The following is an 18346-nucleotide window of genomic DNA, read 5'->3' as shown; positions in this document are numbered from 1 at the left end:
AAAGAGGCTACCCGCCGCAGTGTATTTAGGCTACCCTGGTTAGACGCGATAGTGCGGGTCGTCACGCCGGACGGGGCGGGCCGCGGCTTGGAACCCGTCGGCGGCTCAGGCACGTACGGGTATAGGTGAAGGAGAGCATACAGACATGGCTGAACGCCTCAGCGAAAAATTTGAGATTCGCCCCTGGCAGGAGGGCGATGACCTTGCCCTGCTTGAGATTTGGAACTCTGCCCGCAATGAGGTTGAGGAGCGCCAGCGTGGCCTCTTTGGCCCGGATACGGACGGCCCGTTCAGCCGCACCCTGGTGGTGACCGCATCCGGCGTGCCGATTGCCGCCGGTTCGGTGGTGGCCTCGACCCTGCATCCGACTCGCCTGTGGTCCTACATTGAGGTGGCGGCAGACCACCGTCGCCAGGGCATCGGCACCGCCCTGATGGACGCCCTGCGAGAGGTGGCCGCGGCGCACGGCCAGACCACCGCTCTGCGCGTGAAGCTGTCGCCGTTTAGTGACGGTGAGGAGTTCGCGCAGGCGACCGGCATGAAGCTAATTCAGCGTTCCCGTATGGTGCGCGTGGAGCCGGGTGCGATTCCTCCGGTGTCTCTGCGCGAGGACGCCGACGGCAACGAAACCCAGGCCATTGAGGACCTGGCGACCGGCTCGGTGGAGCTAACCGCCGCCCTCTGGGAGTTCTACCGCCGTTCGCATCAGTGGGATGTTCCTGCTGAGGTGGGTATGGGCACGGTGAACCGCTACTTCCTCTCGGATGAGGTGCGTGCTTTTGGTGCCGTGGTGCTTCGCGATCATATTCGTGAGGCTGCCGCTGAGGGTAAGAAGGGCCCGATTGTTGCCTTCGCCGTGAGCTACCATCCCTTCGAGACCGACCCGGAGGCGGCGCTGGTGAATGAGAACACCGCCACGGAGTTGCTGCTGGGCTACGACTTTGAGAACGAGGGCGCCGTGGAGGCCATCATGCAGGTGTTGTCCCTGCTGAGCGCTAAGTACCCGGTGACGGTGGAGGTCGACGACTCCATGGAGGCGCTGGTTCAGGTGACCGACGTGCTGCTGCGCGCCGGTACCGCCTCGGTGGAGGGCGACCCGACCTATATTTACGTGACCGAGTAGGTTCTCGGGTAGGTTCCCGAGTATATTCCCGAGTATATTCTCGGCACCGAGCCTGCCGGCTGGTTCTTGCTCAGGAGGGGCGGGGGAGTGGAATACTCTCCCGCCCCTTTCGCGTGCCTGCGCCTCACCACCATTGTTAAGTCTGTGCCGTGCCGCCGTACTGTGTTGCTGTACTCTGCCGCCGTACCCCGATAGCTCTGTACCCCGTCAGCTGAGTCCGGTTCCCGATTTGCCCCCGTATGCCACAATATAGGGGTGAATTCTGAAGCACCCCGTCTGACTCTTCCGCCCCTGAAGCTGGGCAAACTGACCGTTGACACCCCCGTGGTCCTCGCCCCCATGGCCGGCGTGACCAATAAGGCTTTCCGCCGCCTCTGCAGCGAATACGGTGGCGGCCTGTACGTGACCGAAATGGTGACCGCGCGCGCCCTCGTGGAACGCAAGCCCGAGTCCCTGCGCATCATCGAGCACGACCCGGACGAGAAGATTCGTTCCATTCAGATTTACGGCGTTGACGCGGTCAATGTCGGCAAGGCTGTGCGCATGGTTGTAGAAGAGGACCGTGCCGACCATATCGACCTGAACTTCGGCTGCCCGGCGCCCAAGGTGACCCGCCGAGGCGGCGGCGCAGCCCTACCCTGGAAGACCGACCTGTTCACCGCGATTGTGCAGACGGCGGTCAAAGAAGCCTCCCGCAACGATATTCCGCTGACCATTAAGATGCGCAAGGGCATCGACGACGACCACATCACGTTCCTCGAATCCGCCAAGATTGCGCGCGATGCCGGCGTGGCGGCGATTGCCCTGCACGGCCGTACTGCGGCTCAGCATTATTCGGGTAAGGCTGACTGGGATTCCATCGCCCAGCTGCGCGAACTGATTCCGGACGTGCCGATTCTGGGTAATGGCGATATTTTCTCTGCCGAGGATGCGGTGCGCATGGTTGAGCAGACCGGCGTGGACGGCGTGGTGATTGGTCGCGGCTGCCAGGGCCGCCCCTGGTTGTTCGGCGACCTGCAGAACGCCTTCGAGGGCTCCCCAGAGCGCGTGCGCCCCACCCTCTCGGAAGTGGCCGACATGATTTACCGCCACGCCGAGCTGCTGGTCGAGACCTTCAGCGACGAGACCCGCGGCCTGCGCGAGATCCGCAAGCACGTGGCCTGGTACTTCAAGGGCTACCCGGTCGGCGGCGAGCTACGCGCCAAGATGGCGCAGGTGCCCGACCTGGCGACCTTCCGCGAGCTGCTGGCCCAGCTCGACCACACCATCGGCTACCCCGGCGCCGCCGTGGAGGGCTCTCGAGGTCGCGCCGGCAGCCCTAAGCAGCCGCACCTGCCCGATGGCTGGCTGGATTCGCGCATCCTGGGCGACGCCGAACGCCTGGGCCTGGTGGAGGCCGAGCTCGACATCTCGGGCGGCTAAACCCCGTCCGAACCATCGCGGCTGAAATCCTCGGCCAACCCGCCCCGGGGTTGTCCCCCGGGGCTCACGCATCACCACCGTAGAATTGAGTTCATGGCTGGATTAATCCGCAAAGAAGACATCGACGAAGTACGTGCCCGCACCGATATTCGCGAAATCATTGAAGGCTACGTGAGCCTCAAAAGCGCGGGTATCGGCACGTACAAGGGCCTGTGCCCGTTCCACGACGAGCGCACGCCCTCCTTCAACGTGCGCCCGCAGGTGGGTTCGTACCACTGCTTCGGTTGTGGTGAGTCCGGTGACGTGTACTCCTTCGTCATGGCCATGGAACACACCGGCTTCGTGGAGACCGTGGAACGTCTGGCCGCCCGCATTGGCTACACCCTGCACTACGAGGGCGGTAACCCCGGCGAACGCTACGAGGCGGGCATGCGTCGCCGCCTGCTCGACGCGCACAAGATTGCCGCCGAGTTCTTCGAACGCAACCTCTACTCGCGGGACGCGCAGGAGGCGCAACGCTTCCTGGGTGCCCGCGGCTTCGACCCCGCCGCCACCCGCCACTTCGGCGTGGGCTACGCCCCGCGCGGCTGGGACCACCTGCTCAAGCACCTTCGCTCCCAGGGCTTCACCGACGAGGAGCTGAAGGCGACCGGCATGTTCTCCGAGGGCAACCGCGGCCTGTACGACCGCTTCCGCGGCCGCATCATCTGGCCGATTCGCACCATCGCGGGGGAGACCATCGGCTTCGGCGCCCGCCGCCTCTTCGACGACGACCAGGGCCCCAAGTACCTCAATACCCCCGAGACGCAGCTGTACAAGAAGTCCCAGGTGCTCTACGGCATTGACCTGGCCAAACGCGAGATGACCAAGAAGAAGCAGGTCGTCATCGTGGAGGGTTACACGGACGTGATGGCCGCGCACCTGGCGGGCGTCACCACCGCCGTGGCCACCTGCGGTACCGCCTTCGGTCCCGGCCACATCAAGATGGTGCGCCGCATGATTACCGACGACGGTTCCGGCGGAGAGATCATCTTCACCTTTGACGGTGACGCCGCCGGCCAGAAGGCCGCCATGGCCGCGTTCCAGGAGGACCAGCGCTTCGTCGCGCAGACCTTCGTGGCGGTGGCCGAGGACGGTATGGACCCCTGCGACCTGCGCCTGCACAAGGGGGACGCCGCCGTGCGCTCGCTGATTGCCTCGCGTCGCCCGCTCTTCGAGTTCGCCATTGACACGACCCTCGCCAAGTACGATTTGGCAACCCTGGAGGGCCGTGTGCTGGCGATGCGCGCCATCGCCCCGATTATTGCCGGTATCAAGGACCGCGACCTGCGCCCCGCCTATATGCGCAAGGTGTCGGGTCAGCTCGGCCTGGAGCTGGACGAGATTCAGCGCGCCGTGGCGTACGCGCAGAACCACCCCAAAACCCAGCGCAGCTACCGGGAAGAGACCCCCGCGGCGCCCCGCTACGAGCGTCTGCCCGAGCGCGGCCCCGCCGGACCGTACCCCGCGGATGCGCCCTACGACCCCGGCTACGACGCGCCCCCGCCAGAGGAGTACCCGGCTCAGAGCGCCTACGCGGGCTACAACGCCGCCGCGCATCCGCCCGCTCTCGCCGCGAACTACGGCACCCCCTACGCGCAGGCTCCGGGTGGGCAGGCTCAGGGCGGGCAGAACGGCGCGGAACCGGGTGCCGCTCAGGGCGCCCCCGCCGCGGAGGAGTTCCTCACCCCCGACCCCAACGATCCAGTCGCGCGCCTCGAAAAGGCCGCCCTGGAGATCGCCCTGCAGCACCCCGAGCTCATCAGCGTGGAGCAGTGGCGTAACCTCGCCACCGTGCAGTTCCGCTACCGCACCCACCGAGAGGTGGCCGCCGGCATTATTCACGCCGCAACCGTCATGGCGCCCACGCCCGGTATTGAATGGATCAACTGTGTTCGCTCCGGCGCGGTGGAGGGAGTTCACCCCGCCATCGCGGAGCTGGCCGTCTCACCGCTACCGGTCAGCAGCGCTGAGCGTCTGCCCGGCTTCGTGACCGGCGCGCTCAACGCCCTGTTCGAGCAGCAGATTGCCCGCCAGAAGTCCGACCTGATGATGCGCCTGGAGCAGCTGAGCGCCAACCCGGACGATGAGGAGTACGAGGCCGTACAGCGGCAGCTCCTTGAGCTCGAGATGCGCCGCCGTCAGCTCACAGCCCAACGCGCCTAAAAACACAGTCCAACGCGCCTATGACCGCGTGTCATCTTCACCCCCCCCGATGCGGCACGAGGGGTAAGGGGACGACGGGGCAGAGGCGTAGCTCGGAGGCCCGCAGGGCGCCCTGCGGACGATCCCGCACCACCACGAAATGTGATGCACTTCATCATATTTCGGCTTGCGGAGCCTCGAGACCCCCGGTATAGTTATTACTCGTTGCAAGGGAAACCGCGCAACGAAAACAAAATATTCCCCCGTAGCTCAATTGGCAGAGCATTCGACTGTTAATCGAAGGGTTACTGGTTCGAGTCCAGTCGGGGGAGCGTATAAAGCAAGAACCCCCGAGACTTCGTCTCGGGGGTTCTTGCTTTATCTGTTCCTCTGGCTCGAACCAGTAACCACTCCACCCTACGTGAGCGCTGGGGCGCTCCCTTCGGGTTCCGTCTGGTTCGAGTCCAGTCGGAACATTCTCTCTAAGCCAAGAACCAGTAACCCCTCGGGCTTACGCCCTCGGCGAGGCAAAGATTTTTGGTTCCTCGCGCGCTCGGAAAATCTTCGCCTCGCTGGTTCGAGTCCAGTCGGGGGCAACGAACCATTTTTCGCCCGCCGCTGTCGCCGAACTCCGACAGGTTCCCGCCGCCGGTGAGCACCCGCCTCCGGCCCTCTTAGCGCAGGTCGCGGGCAGTCTGTTTCTCAGCTCGCGGCTGAACCTCACCCCTCAAAAAGTCGAAAATACCCCAAGAGATGGCCGTAACCTCCGTTCAAACGGTCACGAACACTTGGGGCGAGGGGCTAAAATATAGGAGGTGGAGTGCGAATCAGAAGCCTCCAAACACGAGTCACGGAGAGGTGGTCATGACCACTACTACTAATCCCAAGGCACCCAAGGGGTTCTTTGCTGGCATCAGCGGGATTAAGTCCGGCGTCGCGAACATCATCGACGCTGGCAAAACCTTCAAGTCCCTCGGCCCCAGCCAGGTCAAGGACGAGATCCAGATTGCAAAGCACGAGCTGAAGACCAAGGGCATTGCCGTTGGTAAGGGCGCGGCTTTCTTCGGCGTTGCCGCCGTCTTCGGTCTCTTCCTCATCATCGCCCTGGTTGCTGCCGCAATCCTCGGTCTCGGCACCGTCATGCCGTACTGGGCATCGGCACTGATTTTTGCCCTCATCTTCCTGATCGTCGTGGCCATCTGCGCGCTGGTCGGCCTCAAGAAGGTCAAGGCACAGCTGCCCTTCAAGCCTGAATCCGCAATCTTCGGTCTGCTTTTCGACCTCGGCGTGCTCAAGGAAGGCACCGCCATGTCCGCTGAGCGCCTGAAGAAGGAACAGGCAGAGCGTGCCGCTCAGAAGGCTAAGGAAGCCGAAGAGGCCGCAGAACGCGCCCGCAAGGAAGCCGAAGAACGCAAGGCACGCGGCGAGGAAGAGCCCAAGCCGCCGACCTTCGAAGAGCTCAAGCAGCGCACCGCAGAGCGCCGTCAGCACCTGGCCGCCCTGCGCGACGACCTGCAGTCCTACACCGGCGACGTTCAGGCCAACACCCAGCAGGCTCTGGACGCTCTCAAGGCAGTGCCCTCCGAGGTCGCCGCAGGTGCAGCAGCAACCGGCCGTGGCCTGGCAGAGAACGTGCGCAAGCCCGAGGTTCTGCAGGCTCGCTGGAAGTCCTTCGCAGCGCTGGGCGCATCCATTGCGACCGTCCTGCACTTCCTCAACCGCCTGGTCCGCCGCTAAGCGAATTACCGCCCACGCGCGACCACCGGTCGAGTAACAAACGCCCCGACAGGCCCCGCCCGTCGGGGCGTTGTCGTACCCGAGAAACCCGCAACCTGCCTCCGCGGGGGGCGGTAGCTACCTTTTTGGGGCAATTCCCAGGGGCCAACCCGCCTCGCAGGTCGGATAACGCGGCGAGTCCCCGGTAGAATGGACAAATGTCGTGCACCACAGGATGCCCCCTCCGCGCGCGGCGACCACAGGCAGATACGGCACACAGGAACGGTTCCGGCGATAGCCGCCACCCAACCCAGTCACCGACACACTACACCCGATGAGGAGCCCCGTCATGGACCAGGCAAAGACGATTCTGATTGGCGCAGAGACCTACCCGCCGGATATTAACGGCGCGGCACAATTCGGGCACCGCCTCGCAAACGCCATGCTCAAGCGAGGCCACTCCGTGCACGTGGTAGCCGCCAGCCCCATCCCCGGCCCCAGCTACCGCACCGAGGTCGAGGGCGGCATCGTTGAGCACCGTCTGCGCTCGCACCTGCCCCCGACCCACGAGACCAACCGCATCTGCGTGCCCTGGGAAATCTGGTCCGAGGTCGGCAAGATTCTTGACGAGGTGCGCCCCGACGTCGTGCACGTGCAGTGCCACTACATCATCGGCCGAGCCCTCATCTTCCAGGCGAAGCGCCGCGGTATCCGCGTTATCGCAACCAACCACTTCATGCCCGCCAACCTGGACCCGTTCCTGCCCTTCCCCGCACCCGTCAAGCGTCTGATTGACCGCTGCACCTGGAAGGACATGCGCTTCTGCTTCGCTCGTACCGCCGTGGTCACGACTCCCACCCAGATTGGTGCCGATGCAATGCGCGACCTGGGCCACTTTACCCACCCCGTCATGCCCGTCTCGAACGGTATCGAAATTAGCGACTACGAGCTGGCCGAGGGCACGGATATCGGCAAGGTCCCCGGCGAGCTGCGCATCGCCTTCGTGGGCCGCCTGGCCGAGGAGAAGAACGTGGACGTTCTCATCGAGGCCTTCTCGATGCTGCCCGACTCGTACGACCACGTGGTACTGGATATCTCCGGCGACGGCGAGCTGCGCGAGGCCCTCGAGCAGAAGGCGCATGACTGCGGCGTGGCCGACCGCGTGATTTTCCGCGGTTTCGTGCCCGACGATCAGCTGCCCGAGGTCTACCAGATGGCCGACATCTTCTGCCAGCCCGGCACCGCAGAGCTGCAGTCCCTGGTCTCGCTGGAAGCAATGAGCGCCTCCACCCCGGTGGTTCTCGCTAACGCCCTGGCCCTGCCCCACCTGGTCGAGCAGGGCGTCAACGGCTACCTCTTCGAGCCGAATAACGCGAAGGACCTGGCGGAGAAGCTGGAGGCAATCATCTCCCTGCCCGCTGAGGAGCGCGAGCAGATGGGCCGCGAATCCCACCGCATCGTGGGCTTCCACAGCGCGGAGAACACCTGGCGTACCTTCGAGGAGCTCTACGTGAGCGACGCGCCCTACGAGCGTTACCTGGCTTCCCGCCCCTAACGGTCCCGAACGGTTCAGAGCTCCCGGAGCGGCCCGTTCCCAGCCCGCTTCGTCGTGGTCGGCGAGCGGGGGAGCGGAGCGCCGAGGACCGGATCGCAATGTTTTTCACTCTGGGAGTGCCTTCGGGTACCCTAGATGATGGTGCGCTCGCGAGATAATAGGCGATGCCTGCACCGGATGGGGAGTTAGCTCAGCCGGTTAGAGCAGGGGACTCATAATCCCTTGGTCGCGGGTTCGAGCCCCGCACTCCCTACGGCCCCGTCCGTCGACTTCACCCACTTGTCGACGGGCGGGGCTTTCTGCGTCTGAGATATAGGATGCTCGTATCGGTAGGCGTTGAGGTGACCTCCCTAGTCCCGCCCTAGGTTTAGATAAATGACCGCGCGGAGAGCGCACCTGCGGTTGATAGGGTACTGTGGAAGAGTCTCATGTAAAGAGAGACCGTGATTGCACCTTGGGTACGGAAGATACCGGTAGGCTCGCATCATTGACAGACACACCATACGAGAGGATCTCAATGTCAGAGAACACTCCCCACAACCCGCAGCAGGGCGATTCTGCCGCAGCGGGCTACGGCTACGATGCTGGAGCCCGACCCACGCAGGATGCTTCGCTGACGGGCCAGCCCGCGCAGGTAGCTCAGCCGGCGCAGCCCACCCAGCCGGCTCAGCAGGGTGCCCCCGCCCAGGGCGCGCAGCCTCAGCAGCCCGCCGGCCAGCCGATTCCGCCGGTCCAGGGCCAGGCCTACCCTGGTGCTCAGCCCGGTCAGCCCGCGCAGGCGGTCTACGCACCCGCCGCGCCGAACCCCTTCGTGACGGCTCTGCGTGCAAGCTGGGATGCGTTCCTGGAGGTCTTCGCCGGCAAGCCCGGCCCCGCACAGTCCCGTCTGGCCGCCTCCGGCCTGTGGGGTTGGGCTATCCCCAGCCTTCTGCAGGCCATTATCTCGGCGTTCTTCCTCACCCAGCTGTCGCTAGGCTTCGTGAAGTTCGCAGTGCGTGATGCCTACGCCCTGGTGGCTTACAAGATTACCTTCGGTCAGGTCTTCCTTGCCTTCCTGGTGTTCCTCGTGGTTTCTGCCGTGGTGCTGATTCTGCGCGGCGTGCAGATTCTGCTGACCGCTCGCATCGGTAAGGCTCCGGCGAACTTCTCGTCCTCGATGCAGGTAGTGGCGGTTTCGTGCCTGCCCCTAATCCCCACGTACATTCTTCTGAGCCTGGTGGCTCTCTTCATGCGCGGCGTCAGCAGCAACGAGGGCTTCGGGTTCATCTTTGTGCTGCTGGGCCTGGTGATGTCCTTCGCAGTGTTCTCGGGTGAGGCACTCATCTACCTGGGTCTGAACCGTCTGGGCCGCTTCGCTAAGTCTCCGGTCATCATGCACGCGCTGCTGAGCACCGCGTGGGTGCTCGCCGTGATGGTTGTGTACTTCATTACCTTCCGCATGCTCAACTAAGGAAACCCGTATGCAGACTCTGACTTATTCCGTTCAGCGCGGCTCCCGCCAGCGCTGGATGCTCCTGGCCGTTCTGCTGACCATTGCGGCCCTAATTCTGAGCGCCTGCGGTGCGAAGATTGAGACCCAGCTTGGCCTCGAAAGCGCCGATAAGGGTGTTCGCACCATGCAGGTTTCCTTCGACCTCAAGGACAACCAGGACAAGATCAAGGGCGGCACCCAGGCTCTGGACGCCTCCCTCCGCAAGCACCTGCCTAGCGGCCTTGAGTACGGCGGTATCCAGTCCGAGGGCGACAAGGCCCGCGCGACCTTCACCCTGCCCTTCTCGTCGATTGACGAGTACCGCTCCAAGGTAGCCAGCATCCTGAAGGCTTCCGGCACCGATACCGAACCGCAGATTAGCATCATCAACTCCAGCCAGGGCCTGGTGCAGGGCATCCAGGTGAAGGAGAACTTCACCTCGAAGGAGCTGCTGGGCTGGGTTCCGGAGGCCCTCGTGGTCGACGGTGTGATTGAGTCCTCGCGTAAGAGCAGCGTGTTCAGCAGCGACGGCGACACCACCGTGAAGTTCGGCGATAAGGAAGTGAAGAACTCCGGCGGTTCCACTATTTCCGCTAAGGACGTGCAGGACCGCGGCTTCAAGGGCGTTCTGATTCAGGCGTCCGAGAAGGATGGCGGCTACGATGTCGTGATTTCCTTCATCGCTAAGGAAATTATGAGCTCCGAGACTTCCTCTGCGGTCGACGCATTCCTGAACCAGGTCAAGCCCGACGGCGCTGAGCTGAAGAAGGGCCTGGACGCTTCCGAGGCAAAGAGCTACGCTCCCTCCGCTTCGACGAACGCCGCCAAGGAAGAGATTGGTCGCACCATGACCTTCCACGCCTCCTCCTCGCAGGACCTGAGCGATAAGATCAAGAAGGTGCTCGGCGCAAGCACCACCGACCTGACCTTCACTCGCGACGTGACCGAGGAATCCCACGTCTTCAAGGTTGAGAAGACCGTCTCCGGCACCCTGGACTGCTCCCTGCTGTGCTCCCCGGAGGGCTACGGCGTCGCCCTCTCGCTGAAGAACAGCGATGGTGACAGCTACAGCAGTGCTTCCTCGAGCTCCTCCAGTTCTTCGTCCAGCACCTCGAACAAGACGATGCCCACCTTCACCCTCGTCTCTTCGAAGACCGTGACGATGAAGAACGTGAAGATGGCGACCTCCCTGGGTCTGGACGGCTCGATGGAGGCACGCATCCTCTACTCCTTCCCCACGAGCGACATCGCCGGTGCTGAGCAGAAGCTCAAGGACTCCCTGGCCGGTGGCGGCGATGACGAGACCGAGGTTCGTCAGGACGGCGACTCCACCATCGTGAGCGTGAAGATTCGTGGCAAGGACCAGGATGAGTTCAACCAGCGTCTGGGCTCCTACCTGAACGGCTCGAAGATTACCGTGACTCGCGAGGGCGGTTACCACCCCTTCGGCTCCGACTACACGGTGCGCCCCGAGGTCAACCCGGCTTCGAAGATGGGTAGTAGCTACTACCAGGTACCCTTCGAGTTCACCTTCAAGGCCCCGGCCTTCTCCTCGCTGGATCAGCAGAAGGTGCGCACCGCGAACCCCCGATACGTGGAGGCGGGCATTGAGTTCACCGTCAACGGCGGCGAGCTGAGCATGAAGAGCGATCGCGGCGTGTTCGCGACTCGCGACCTGCAGATTCCGGCTTCTGGCCTGAGCATGACCGACCTGATCGTGAACGGCATTATCCTGGCTCTGGTTCTGGCCGGCCTGATTCTGCTGTTCCTCTTCCGCAAGAAGATTGCGGCCGCCCGCGCGAAGGGCCGTGAGCGTCGTGAGGCAACCGCCGCCGCTTACGCTGCGACCGCTCCCGCCGCGGCCGGTGCTGCTGGCGCAGCCTATGGCGCCGCTCAGGGTTACGCCGCTCCTGCTCAGGGTGCTCCGGCTCAGGATGCATACCAGCAGCAGGCGGCCTACCCGGCACAGGGTGGCTACCAGCCGCAGCAGGGTGCCGCTTACGCTGCAGGGGACGACTCGCCCACGCAGGTCTTCAGCCCCCAGACCGTAGCCCAGTCCGGTGCGGCCCAGTCCGGTGCGGCCCAGCCCGGTGCGGCCCAGCCCGCGCAGGGCGAGGCTGACCCGACGGTTGCCATGCCCGCTCAGGCTCCCGCTCAGGATGCTCCGCAGCAGCCTGCTCAGCCGCAGTACGGTCAGCAGCAGCCTGCTCAGCCGGCCCAGCCGACCCAGTTCGGCGATACTGACGGCGACGTGCTCCAGTAGGTAGCGACCAACCTCCGGACGTAGCTTCCCACCGGGAGCGTAGTTCAGTGCGAGGTTTGTGGCCCGTTGTCTCCCAAAGGGAGGCGACGGGCCATCGCTGTATCCAGCTGCCTGCGGGAGTCATCCACTCCCGGGGGGTGAGAGAGAGGAGGGATAGAGAGAGCATCACCGCGGCCCGAGGCTAGTACCCGCCCGGTACCGGAAGCAAAATACTGGGATCTTGCGAACCCAGCAGGCTCATGGGGTTCACGTATTCGGCCTCGCGTCCGCTGCCGTCCCCGCGGGCGCCTCCCTGACGCACGCCCCAGTACAGGCACGGGGCGGAGCATCGCCGGTAGGGGCGCTCGCCGTTCTCGCCAGCACTCTCCGGGGCGGCAACGGTGCCGACGGCATCCCCGGCCGTTACCTCGGTGCCGACCGGGAGCGCCTCGTCCATGGGCTCGAAGGTGCTGCGCCGACCGTCCGGATGGGCAATGACCAGCACTTTTCGGTTGACGACCGTACCGCTGAACACCACTCTTCCCGGTGCCGGCGCGTAGACGTGCCGGTCGCGGTCGGGCACGGCCAGATCCACCCCGCGGTGCCCGGCGCTCCAGCGCTGGGCGGGTTTCTCGAAGGGGTGGATAACCCGCGGAGCGGAGTCCGCGGTGGGGGAGCGGTAGCGTGTGCGGCCGGCGACGAGCTCAACGGCGTGTGGACCTGCACTGCCCGCAGCGTGGAGGCCCGGCGCCTCCGTTACCGAGGCGGCAACAGCCTCGGCTACCTCAGCACCCGTTTCGTTCATATAGCTCTGGCTGCCCGCACCCGGCAGGCAGCAGGCCAGGAGAGCAAGGCATCGTAGCGCTCGCTCTAGGGTCTTCAATGCGGTCTTCATAGATCGAGCTCATCATGTATCCGATGGAGCCGCCACACCGCGTCGAGAAATGTGGATAAACCCGTCGGTTTCGGTAGAAAATCCTTGATCCACAGTGCCGCTCAACACAGCGGAACGGCCGGGAAGGGCGTTAAGCCTCTTCTTGCGGATTAATCGCAAAAAATACGGTACAATTTCGTATTGCAGTGCGCCTGCGCGGATATTCTCTCCCTCGAGGGGAGCCCGTGGGGCATCACTGACGACGCGCGGCGTGAGCGGCACCCCTAGAAAAGGGGGCCGATAAGGGACCTTCGGTCCACCCATCCGGGTGGTTAGGGCCTGAGCTGAACGGGCAACCGTGAACGCTAATCGCCGCCAGGAGAAACTGATAACTACTATGCGCGCGTTGGGCTAGCCCGAATGGGAGGTCCGCGCGGCACCACAAAGGAGACGACATGCCCGTCGTAACTATGCGTGAAATGCTGGATTCCGGCGTTCACTTCGGTCACCAGACCCGCCGTTGGAACCCCAAGATGAAGCGCTTCATCCTGACCGAGCGCAACGGCATCTACATCATCGACCTGCAGCAGTCCCTCGCCTTCATCGACAAGGCATACGAGGCTGTTAAGTCGACCGTCGCACACGGTGGCAACATCCTGTTCGTCGGCACCAAGAAGCAGGCTCAGGAAGTTATCGCTGAGCAGGCAACCCGCGTGAACATGCCCTACGTGAACCACCGCTGGCTCGGTGGTATGCTGACCAACTTCAGCACCATCTCCAAGAGCATCGAGCGTATGAAGGAACTCGAGCAGATTGACTTCGACGATGTGGCAGGCTCTCGCTACACCAAGAAGGAACTGCTCCTGATGCGTCGCGAGTTCGAGAAGCTCGAGAAGACCCTCGGCGGTATCCGCAACCTGACCAAGGTTCCCTCCCTCCTGTGGGTCGTTGACACCAAGAAGGAGCACCTGGCAGTTAACGAGGCTCAGAAGCTGGGCATCCCCGTTGTTGCTATCCTCGACACCAACTGCGACCCCGACGAAGTTGCTTTCCCGATCCCCGGTAACGACGACGCTATCCGCTCCGTCAACCTGCTGACCCGCGTGATTGCTGACGCTGTTGCAGCCGGCCTGATCGAGCGCAACGCTAAGAAGAACGGCAAGACCGAAGCAGCTGAGGAGCCCATGGCAGCTTGGGAGCGCGAGCTCCTGGAGCAGCACGAGGCTGCAAAGGCTGAAGAGGCAGCTAAGTAAGCTTTCTTAGCCCACTAAGCTTTATGCTTTGTGGCCCCCGCCCGCGGGGACCACGTTCGGACGGCGCCCGCCCTGACCTGGGCGCGGCGCCGTCCGCCATAGTACCACCGGGAAATTTCCCGATTATTACAGCAACACAAGGAGTTCACAATGGCGAACTACACCGCAGCAGACATCAAGGCACTGCGCGAGAAGACCGGCGCAGGTATGCTCGACGTCAAGAAGGCTCTGGACGAGGCAAACGGCGACCAGCAGAAGGCTGCCGAGATCATCCGCGTTAAGGGTCTGAAGGGCATCACCAAGCGCGAGGGCCGCGCAACCGCTGAGGGCCTGGTGGCTGCACGCGTCGAGAACGGCGTTGGCTACATGGTTGAGGTCAACTCCGAGACCGACTTCGTGGCAAAGTCCGACCCCTTCATCGCTTTCGGCCAGAACGTGCTCGAGGCCGCTATTGCCGCAGACGCTTCCACCCTGGAAGAGCTGAAGGCTGCAACCTACGAGGGCAAGACCGTTGAGGAGCTGACCACCGACGCTGGCGCACTGCTGGGCGAGAAGATCGTTGTCCGCCGCATTGCACGCGTTGAGGGCGAGAACGTTGCAGTGTACCTGCACAAGACCTCCAAGGACCTGCCCGCACAGGTTGGCGTTCTGCTGGCTGTCTCCGGTGAGAACACCGACGAGATCGCACACGACGTTGCAGTCCACATTGCTGCAATGAGCCCCAAGTACCTGGACTCCGAGTCCATCCCCGCCGATCAGGTTGAGACCGAGAAGCGCGTTGCTCGCGAGACCGCAATCGCCGAGGGCAAGCCCGAGAAGATTCTGGACAAGATCGTTGAGGGTCGCCTGAAGGGCTTCTTCAAGGAGAACACCCTGCTGGACCAGGACTTCGCAAAGGACTCCAAGAAGTCTGTCGCACAGGTCCTGTCCGAGGCTGGCGCAACCGCAACCGCATTCGCACGTTTCCGCGTGGGTGCATAAGGAACGACGTCACGTTCTGCATCTAAACCGATTCGCTTCGATAAGGGGCGAAAACTGAGGTTTGGATTATAGCGTTGAGCCGGGTAGTCACCAGTGGTGGCTACCCGGCTTTGCTGTATCCTTGATAGGGACCGGGCGGCCTAAACCCGCCCACATAACTCTTCGAATAAAAGCCACTGGAGGAACCATGACTGAAGCGAATCCCCGCCCGATGCACCGTGATGATACCGGCCGCCGCCGCGTGCTGCTCAAGCTCTCCGGTGAGGTTTTTGGCGGCGGTGAAGTTGGCATCTCTACCGAGGTGGTTCGCAGCATCGCCAAGCAGATTGCCGCAACCGTCGGCGAGGTTGAGACCTCCATCGTGATCGGTGGCGGCAACTTCTTCCGTGGCGCCGAGCTCTCGCAGGCCGGCATGGACCGCTCCCGCGCGGACTACATGGGCATGCTCGGCACCGTCATGAACTCCCTGGCCCTGCAGGACTTCCTGGAGCAGGAGGGCATTGACACCCGCGTTCAGTCCGCCATCACCATGCCGCAGGTTGCAGAGACCTACATTCCCCGCCGCGCCATCCGCCACATGCAGAAGGACCGCGTCGTGATCTTCGGTGCCGGCGCGGGTCTGCCCTACTTCTCCACCGACACCGTGGCCGCCCAGCGCGCCCTGGAAATCCACGCCGACGAGGTGCTGGTCGCCAAGAACGGTGTGGACGGCATCTACACCGCTGACCCCAACAAGGACCCCAACGCTGAGCGTCTGTACAACCTCACCTACGACGAGGCAATGCAGCGCAACATCCGCGTGCTGGACCAGACCGCGTTCTCCCTGTGCCGCGACAACAACGTGACGATGCGCGTGTTCGGCATGCAGGGCGAGGGCAACGTGACCCGCGCAATCCTGGGCGAGAAGATGGGTACCCTCGTCACCCGCTAGGGGCGCATCCGGCCCGCCAAACCGCGCTTTCGGGCGCGCAATAACGTCACGGTACCGAGCGGGTAGAGCCTAACTCGCCCTGCCCGCCGGTACCGTCTAAACTGATAGAAACCACGGCGTTCACCATCTTTCGTACGTGTTCATGCCTTCTCCGCATATTTGGGGTCTGACGCCCCGGAGTGCGTGCGGCAGAGAAACGGGAGGGTGAGGAACGCGCCCCACCGACAATTCTGCACACCAGAATTACGACTAAGGAGATCCTTCCGTGATCGAAGAAATCCTTGCCGAAGCCGGCGAGAAGATGGAAAAGACCATCGAAGCAACCAAGACCGAGTTCGCAAAGGTCCGCACCGGCCGCGTGAACCCCGCCATCTTCAGCGGCCTGACCGCCGAGTACTATGGCGCTCCCACCCCTCTGCAGCAGCTGGTGTCCTTCAACGTTGAAGACGCACGCACCGTCAAGATTGTTCCCTTCGACGTGACCGCCCTGGCCGCTATCGAGAAGGCACTGCGCGACTCCGACCTGGGCGTTAACCCCAGCAACGACGGCGCCGCAATCCGCGTGGTCATGCCCGAAATGACCGCCGAGCGCCGCAAGGAGTACACCAAGCTCGTCAACCAGAAGGCTGAGGAGGCACGCATCTCGATCCGTAACGTGCGCCGCCACGCCAAGACCTCCATCGACAAGCTCGTCAAGGACAGCGAGATTGGTGAGGACGAGGGCGCACGCGCCGAGAAGGATCTGGACGCTCTGACCAAGAAGCACGTCGAGCAGATCGACGCTCTGTACAAGCACAAGGAAGCCGAGCTCCTCGAGGTCTAAATCCTCATCACGACACGCAACGAAGCGAAGGAAGGGACAGCAGCGCACGCCGCTCTGCCCCGCCAACCGGGGACAGAGAATGAACACTACGTCTGAGAACGCTAAGCCCGCCTCCAAGGCAGGCCGCAACCTACCCGCCGCCATTGGCGTGGGTGTGAGCTTCGGCCTCGTCCTGGTGCTGGGCCTTTTCATCCAGCCGGTCCTGGTGGCCTTTGCCGCCGTGGCCGCCGGGATAGGCGTCTGGGAAGTGACTACGGTCCTCAACACCCGCCGCGGCTACGGCATCCCCGCCGTCCCGCTGGGGATCCTCTCAACGGTGTCGGTGGCCTGCGGTTACGCCGCGGGATTCGGCGGGCTGTGGCTTGCGGTGGGCGTGACCCTGCTGCTGCTTCTGCTGGCTTCGTATGCTCCTCGGGCCGACCGCAGGGTGTCGCCGCTGAGGTCCTGGGCCGGCGGCCTGCTGGCCGTGCTGTGGATTCCCCTCATGCTGGGTACCGCGATGGTGTACTTCCGGAGCGAGCACGGCGTGCAGGGAATCCTCATGATCCTGCTCATGGCCGTCAGCAACGACACCTTCGGCTACATCGCCGGCGTGAACTGGGGCAAGCACCCCATGGCGCCGCGAATTTCGCCGAAGAAGAGCTGGGAGGGCCTGACCGGTTCCTTCGTCGGCTCGGCCCTGGTTGCTTCCATCGCTTTTGCCGTGATGGGTTCGCCCTGGTTCTGGGGTATTCCCTTCGCCGCGGTGATGGTGATTGCCTCCACCGCCGGCGACCTGGTGGAATCCGTCTTCAAGCGCCGCATGGGTGTGAAGGACATGTCGAATATCCTACCCGGCCACGGCGGCATGATGGACCGCCTCGACTCGGTTCTGTTCGCGGCCGCCGCCGGCTGCCTCATCTTCGCCTTCGTGATGCCCCTCTAAGGGCGTGACGTTTAGCGGGGTGTTTCTCTCCCACAGCGGGGGAGGGGCACCCCGCTTTGCGTGCCGGGAGGCTCGTACCGGGTCCTGCGCATCCGGGCGGTCTGGGTAGGCGTTGGCGCGCGCGGCGGCGGATGCACGGTGTGCATCTGAGACATGGCCCGCAGGTTCTTGCACGATGCGGCCTCGACGTTGGTATTCTTAAAGCTCAATCGTTGAGAGGAGTCACCTTGGCCAGCACCACCCGCGGAGGCGGATTTGCCCGCGCCGGAGAAACCGAACCCGGCTACAAGCGCAGCGAAGTAGACCGCCTCTTCACCCGCCTCGCCGAGGACTACGAAAAGCTCAGCGGAGCAGCCGAGCTCCCCGAAGATCTCTACACCTCCCGACGGATTCGTCAGGTCATCTTCCGCGAGGAGCCCGGCGGCTACAAGCTCGACGTGGTTGATCGCGCCCTCGAAAAGATTGAGGAGCGCTTCGCCAAGCTCGAGCGCAGCCGCTACATCGAGGCGTACGGCCTGGACAACTGGGAACGCTCCCTCGTGGAGACCGGTGAGCTGCTCGCCGGCCGCCTGGAGCGTCCCGCCGGTGAGCGTTTCCGCCGCCCCAGCAAGCGCCGCTACATGGGCTACTTCGTTGGCGATGTGGACGCCGTCTGCGACCACGTCTACGCCCAGCTCAACAGCGAAGAGCCGCTCGACCCTTCGGTTGTGCGCCACGCGATGTTCCGCCCGGCATCGGGCACCGTCAGCTACGACGAGACGCAGGTGGACGCCTTCTTGGACCGCTGCATCGAGCTACTGCAGGACCTGCTCTAAAACGTATGTGTTGAATCCCCCGCCCCGGACG

At 63.7% G+C, this 18346-nt stretch carries 14 protein-coding genes and 2 tRNA genes; 15 read left to right on the top strand and 1 reads right to left on the bottom strand.

Going from position 1 to position 18346, the window contains the following annotated elements; genetic code table 11:
* The first annotated feature begins 145 nt into the window (after window positions 1-145).
* The 9 genes from ADJ95_RS04065 to ADJ95_RS04025 all read left to right on the top strand — a co-directional run bounded on the left by ADJ95_RS04065 (window position 146) and on the right by ADJ95_RS04025 (window position 11734).
* Window positions 146-1123: a GNAT family N-acetyltransferase gene (locus ADJ95_RS04065; protein WP_049332840.1), complete on the top strand. Its 978-nt coding sequence runs from the start codon at window positions 146-148 to the stop codon at window positions 1121-1123.
* Between the two features lie 255 nt (window positions 1124-1378).
* Window positions 1379-2545 carry a tRNA dihydrouridine synthase DusB gene (gene dusB, locus ADJ95_RS04060; protein WP_049332838.1) on the top strand — a complete coding sequence of 389 codons (1167 nt, stop codon included), beginning with the start codon at window positions 1379-1381 and terminating at the stop codon, window positions 2543-2545.
* Between the two features lie 93 nt (window positions 2546-2638).
* Window positions 2639-4750 carry a DNA primase gene (dnaG, locus tag ADJ95_RS04055; RefSeq protein ID WP_049332836.1) on the top strand — a complete coding sequence of 704 codons (2112 nt, stop codon included), beginning with the start codon at window positions 2639-2641 and terminating at the stop codon, window positions 4748-4750.
* A 238-nt stretch (window positions 4751-4988) separates the two neighbouring features.
* Window positions 4989-5061 (top strand) — tRNA-Asn (locus tag ADJ95_RS04050).
* A gap of 532 nt (window positions 5062-5593) precedes the next feature.
* The gene (locus ADJ95_RS04045; RefSeq protein ID WP_049332834.1) at window positions 5594-6466 is read left to right on the top strand and encodes a phage holin family protein; all 873 of its coding nucleotides are present in this window, start codon (window positions 5594-5596) and stop codon (window positions 6464-6466) included.
* 328 nt (window positions 6467-6794) lie between these two features.
* Window positions 6795-8000: a glycosyltransferase gene (locus ADJ95_RS04040; protein ID WP_049332831.1), complete on the top strand. Its 1206-nt coding sequence runs from the start codon at window positions 6795-6797 to the stop codon at window positions 7998-8000.
* A 179-nt stretch (window positions 8001-8179) separates the two neighbouring features.
* Window positions 8180-8253, top strand: a tRNA-Ile gene (locus tag ADJ95_RS04035).
* A gap of 264 nt (window positions 8254-8517) precedes the next feature.
* The gene (locus ADJ95_RS04030; protein WP_049332829.1) at window positions 8518-9450 is read left to right on the top strand and encodes a hypothetical protein; all 933 of its coding nucleotides are present in this window, start codon (window positions 8518-8520) and stop codon (window positions 9448-9450) included.
* Window positions 9451-9460: 10 nt separating this feature from the next.
* Complete coding sequence (locus tag ADJ95_RS04025; protein ID WP_049332826.1) at window positions 9461-11734, top strand: hypothetical protein; 2274 nt, start codon at window positions 9461-9463, stop codon at window positions 11732-11734.
* Between the two features lie 181 nt (window positions 11735-11915).
* On the opposite strand, the gene ADJ95_RS04020 is transcribed toward ADJ95_RS04025, so the two are convergent.
* On the bottom strand, window positions 11916-12608 hold the full coding sequence (locus ADJ95_RS04020; protein ID WP_239662773.1) for a M23 family metallopeptidase: 693 nt from the start codon (window positions 12606-12608) through the stop codon (window positions 11916-11918).
* 434 nt (window positions 12609-13042) lie between these two features.
* On the opposite strand from ADJ95_RS04020, the gene rpsB reads away from it, so the two are divergent.
* The 6 genes from rpsB to ADJ95_RS03990 all read left to right on the top strand — a co-directional run bounded on the left by rpsB (window position 13043) and on the right by ADJ95_RS03990 (window position 18315).
* Window positions 13043-13840, top strand: coding sequence for a 30S ribosomal protein S2 (gene rpsB / locus ADJ95_RS04015; RefSeq protein WP_049332822.1), 798 nt, complete (start codon window positions 13043-13045; stop codon window positions 13838-13840).
* 150 nt (window positions 13841-13990) lie between these two features.
* Window positions 13991-14821 carry a translation elongation factor Ts gene (tsf, locus tag ADJ95_RS04010; protein ID WP_049332821.1) on the top strand — a complete coding sequence of 277 codons (831 nt, stop codon included), beginning with the start codon at window positions 13991-13993 and terminating at the stop codon, window positions 14819-14821.
* 187 nt (window positions 14822-15008) lie between these two features.
* Complete coding sequence (gene pyrH / locus ADJ95_RS04005; RefSeq protein WP_049332819.1) at window positions 15009-15752, top strand: UMP kinase; 744 nt, start codon at window positions 15009-15011, stop codon at window positions 15750-15752.
* Between the two features lie 265 nt (window positions 15753-16017).
* Complete coding sequence (frr, locus tag ADJ95_RS04000) at window positions 16018-16575, top strand: ribosome recycling factor (protein ID WP_049332817.1); 558 nt, start codon at window positions 16018-16020, stop codon at window positions 16573-16575.
* Between the two features lie 79 nt (window positions 16576-16654).
* Window positions 16655-17500 carry a phosphatidate cytidylyltransferase gene (locus ADJ95_RS03995; RefSeq protein ID WP_049332815.1) on the top strand — a complete coding sequence of 282 codons (846 nt, stop codon included), beginning with the start codon at window positions 16655-16657 and terminating at the stop codon, window positions 17498-17500.
* A gap of 227 nt (window positions 17501-17727) precedes the next feature.
* Window positions 17728-18315, top strand: a complete 588-nt coding sequence (locus ADJ95_RS03990) for a cell division protein DivIVA (protein WP_049332813.1) — start codon at window positions 17728-17730, stop codon at window positions 18313-18315.
* Window positions 18316-18346: the final 31 nt, after the last annotated feature.

This window comes from Rothia mucilaginosa (genome assembly GCF_001061665.1).
Lineage (GTDB): Bacteria > Actinomycetota > Actinomycetes > Actinomycetales > Micrococcaceae > Rothia > Rothia mucilaginosa_A.
The sequence above is the reverse complement of the archived record's forward strand: the minus strand, read 5'-3'. Positions and strand labels throughout refer to the sequence as shown.

Coding starts and splice junctions, on each gene's coding strand:
- ADJ95_RS04065 (WP_049332840.1), top strand. CDS start 146: ATGGCTGAACGCCTCAGCGAAAAATTTGAGATTCGCCCCTGGCAGGAG.
- dnaG (WP_049332836.1), top strand. CDS start 2,639: ATGGCTGGATTAATCCGCAAAGAAGACATCGACGAAGTACGTGCCCGC.
- ADJ95_RS04045 (WP_049332834.1), top strand. CDS start 5,594: ATGACCACTACTACTAATCCCAAGGCACCCAAGGGGTTCTTTGCTGGC.
- ADJ95_RS04040 (WP_049332831.1), top strand. CDS start 6,795: ATGGACCAGGCAAAGACGATTCTGATTGGCGCAGAGACCTACCCGCCG.
- ADJ95_RS04030 (WP_049332829.1), top strand. CDS start 8,518: ATGTCAGAGAACACTCCCCACAACCCGCAGCAGGGCGATTCTGCCGCA.
- ADJ95_RS04025 (WP_049332826.1), top strand. CDS start 9,461: ATGCAGACTCTGACTTATTCCGTTCAGCGCGGCTCCCGCCAGCGCTGG.
- ADJ95_RS04020 (WP_239662773.1), bottom strand. CDS start 12,608: ATGAAGACCGCATTGAAGACCCTAGAGCGAGCGCTACGATGCCTTGCT.
- rpsB (WP_049332822.1), top strand. CDS start 13,043: ATGCCCGTCGTAACTATGCGTGAAATGCTGGATTCCGGCGTTCACTTC.
- tsf (WP_049332821.1), top strand. CDS start 13,991: ATGGCGAACTACACCGCAGCAGACATCAAGGCACTGCGCGAGAAGACC.
- pyrH (WP_049332819.1), top strand. CDS start 15,009: ATGACTGAAGCGAATCCCCGCCCGATGCACCGTGATGATACCGGCCGC.
- ADJ95_RS03995 (WP_049332815.1), top strand. CDS start 16,655: ATGAACACTACGTCTGAGAACGCTAAGCCCGCCTCCAAGGCAGGCCGC.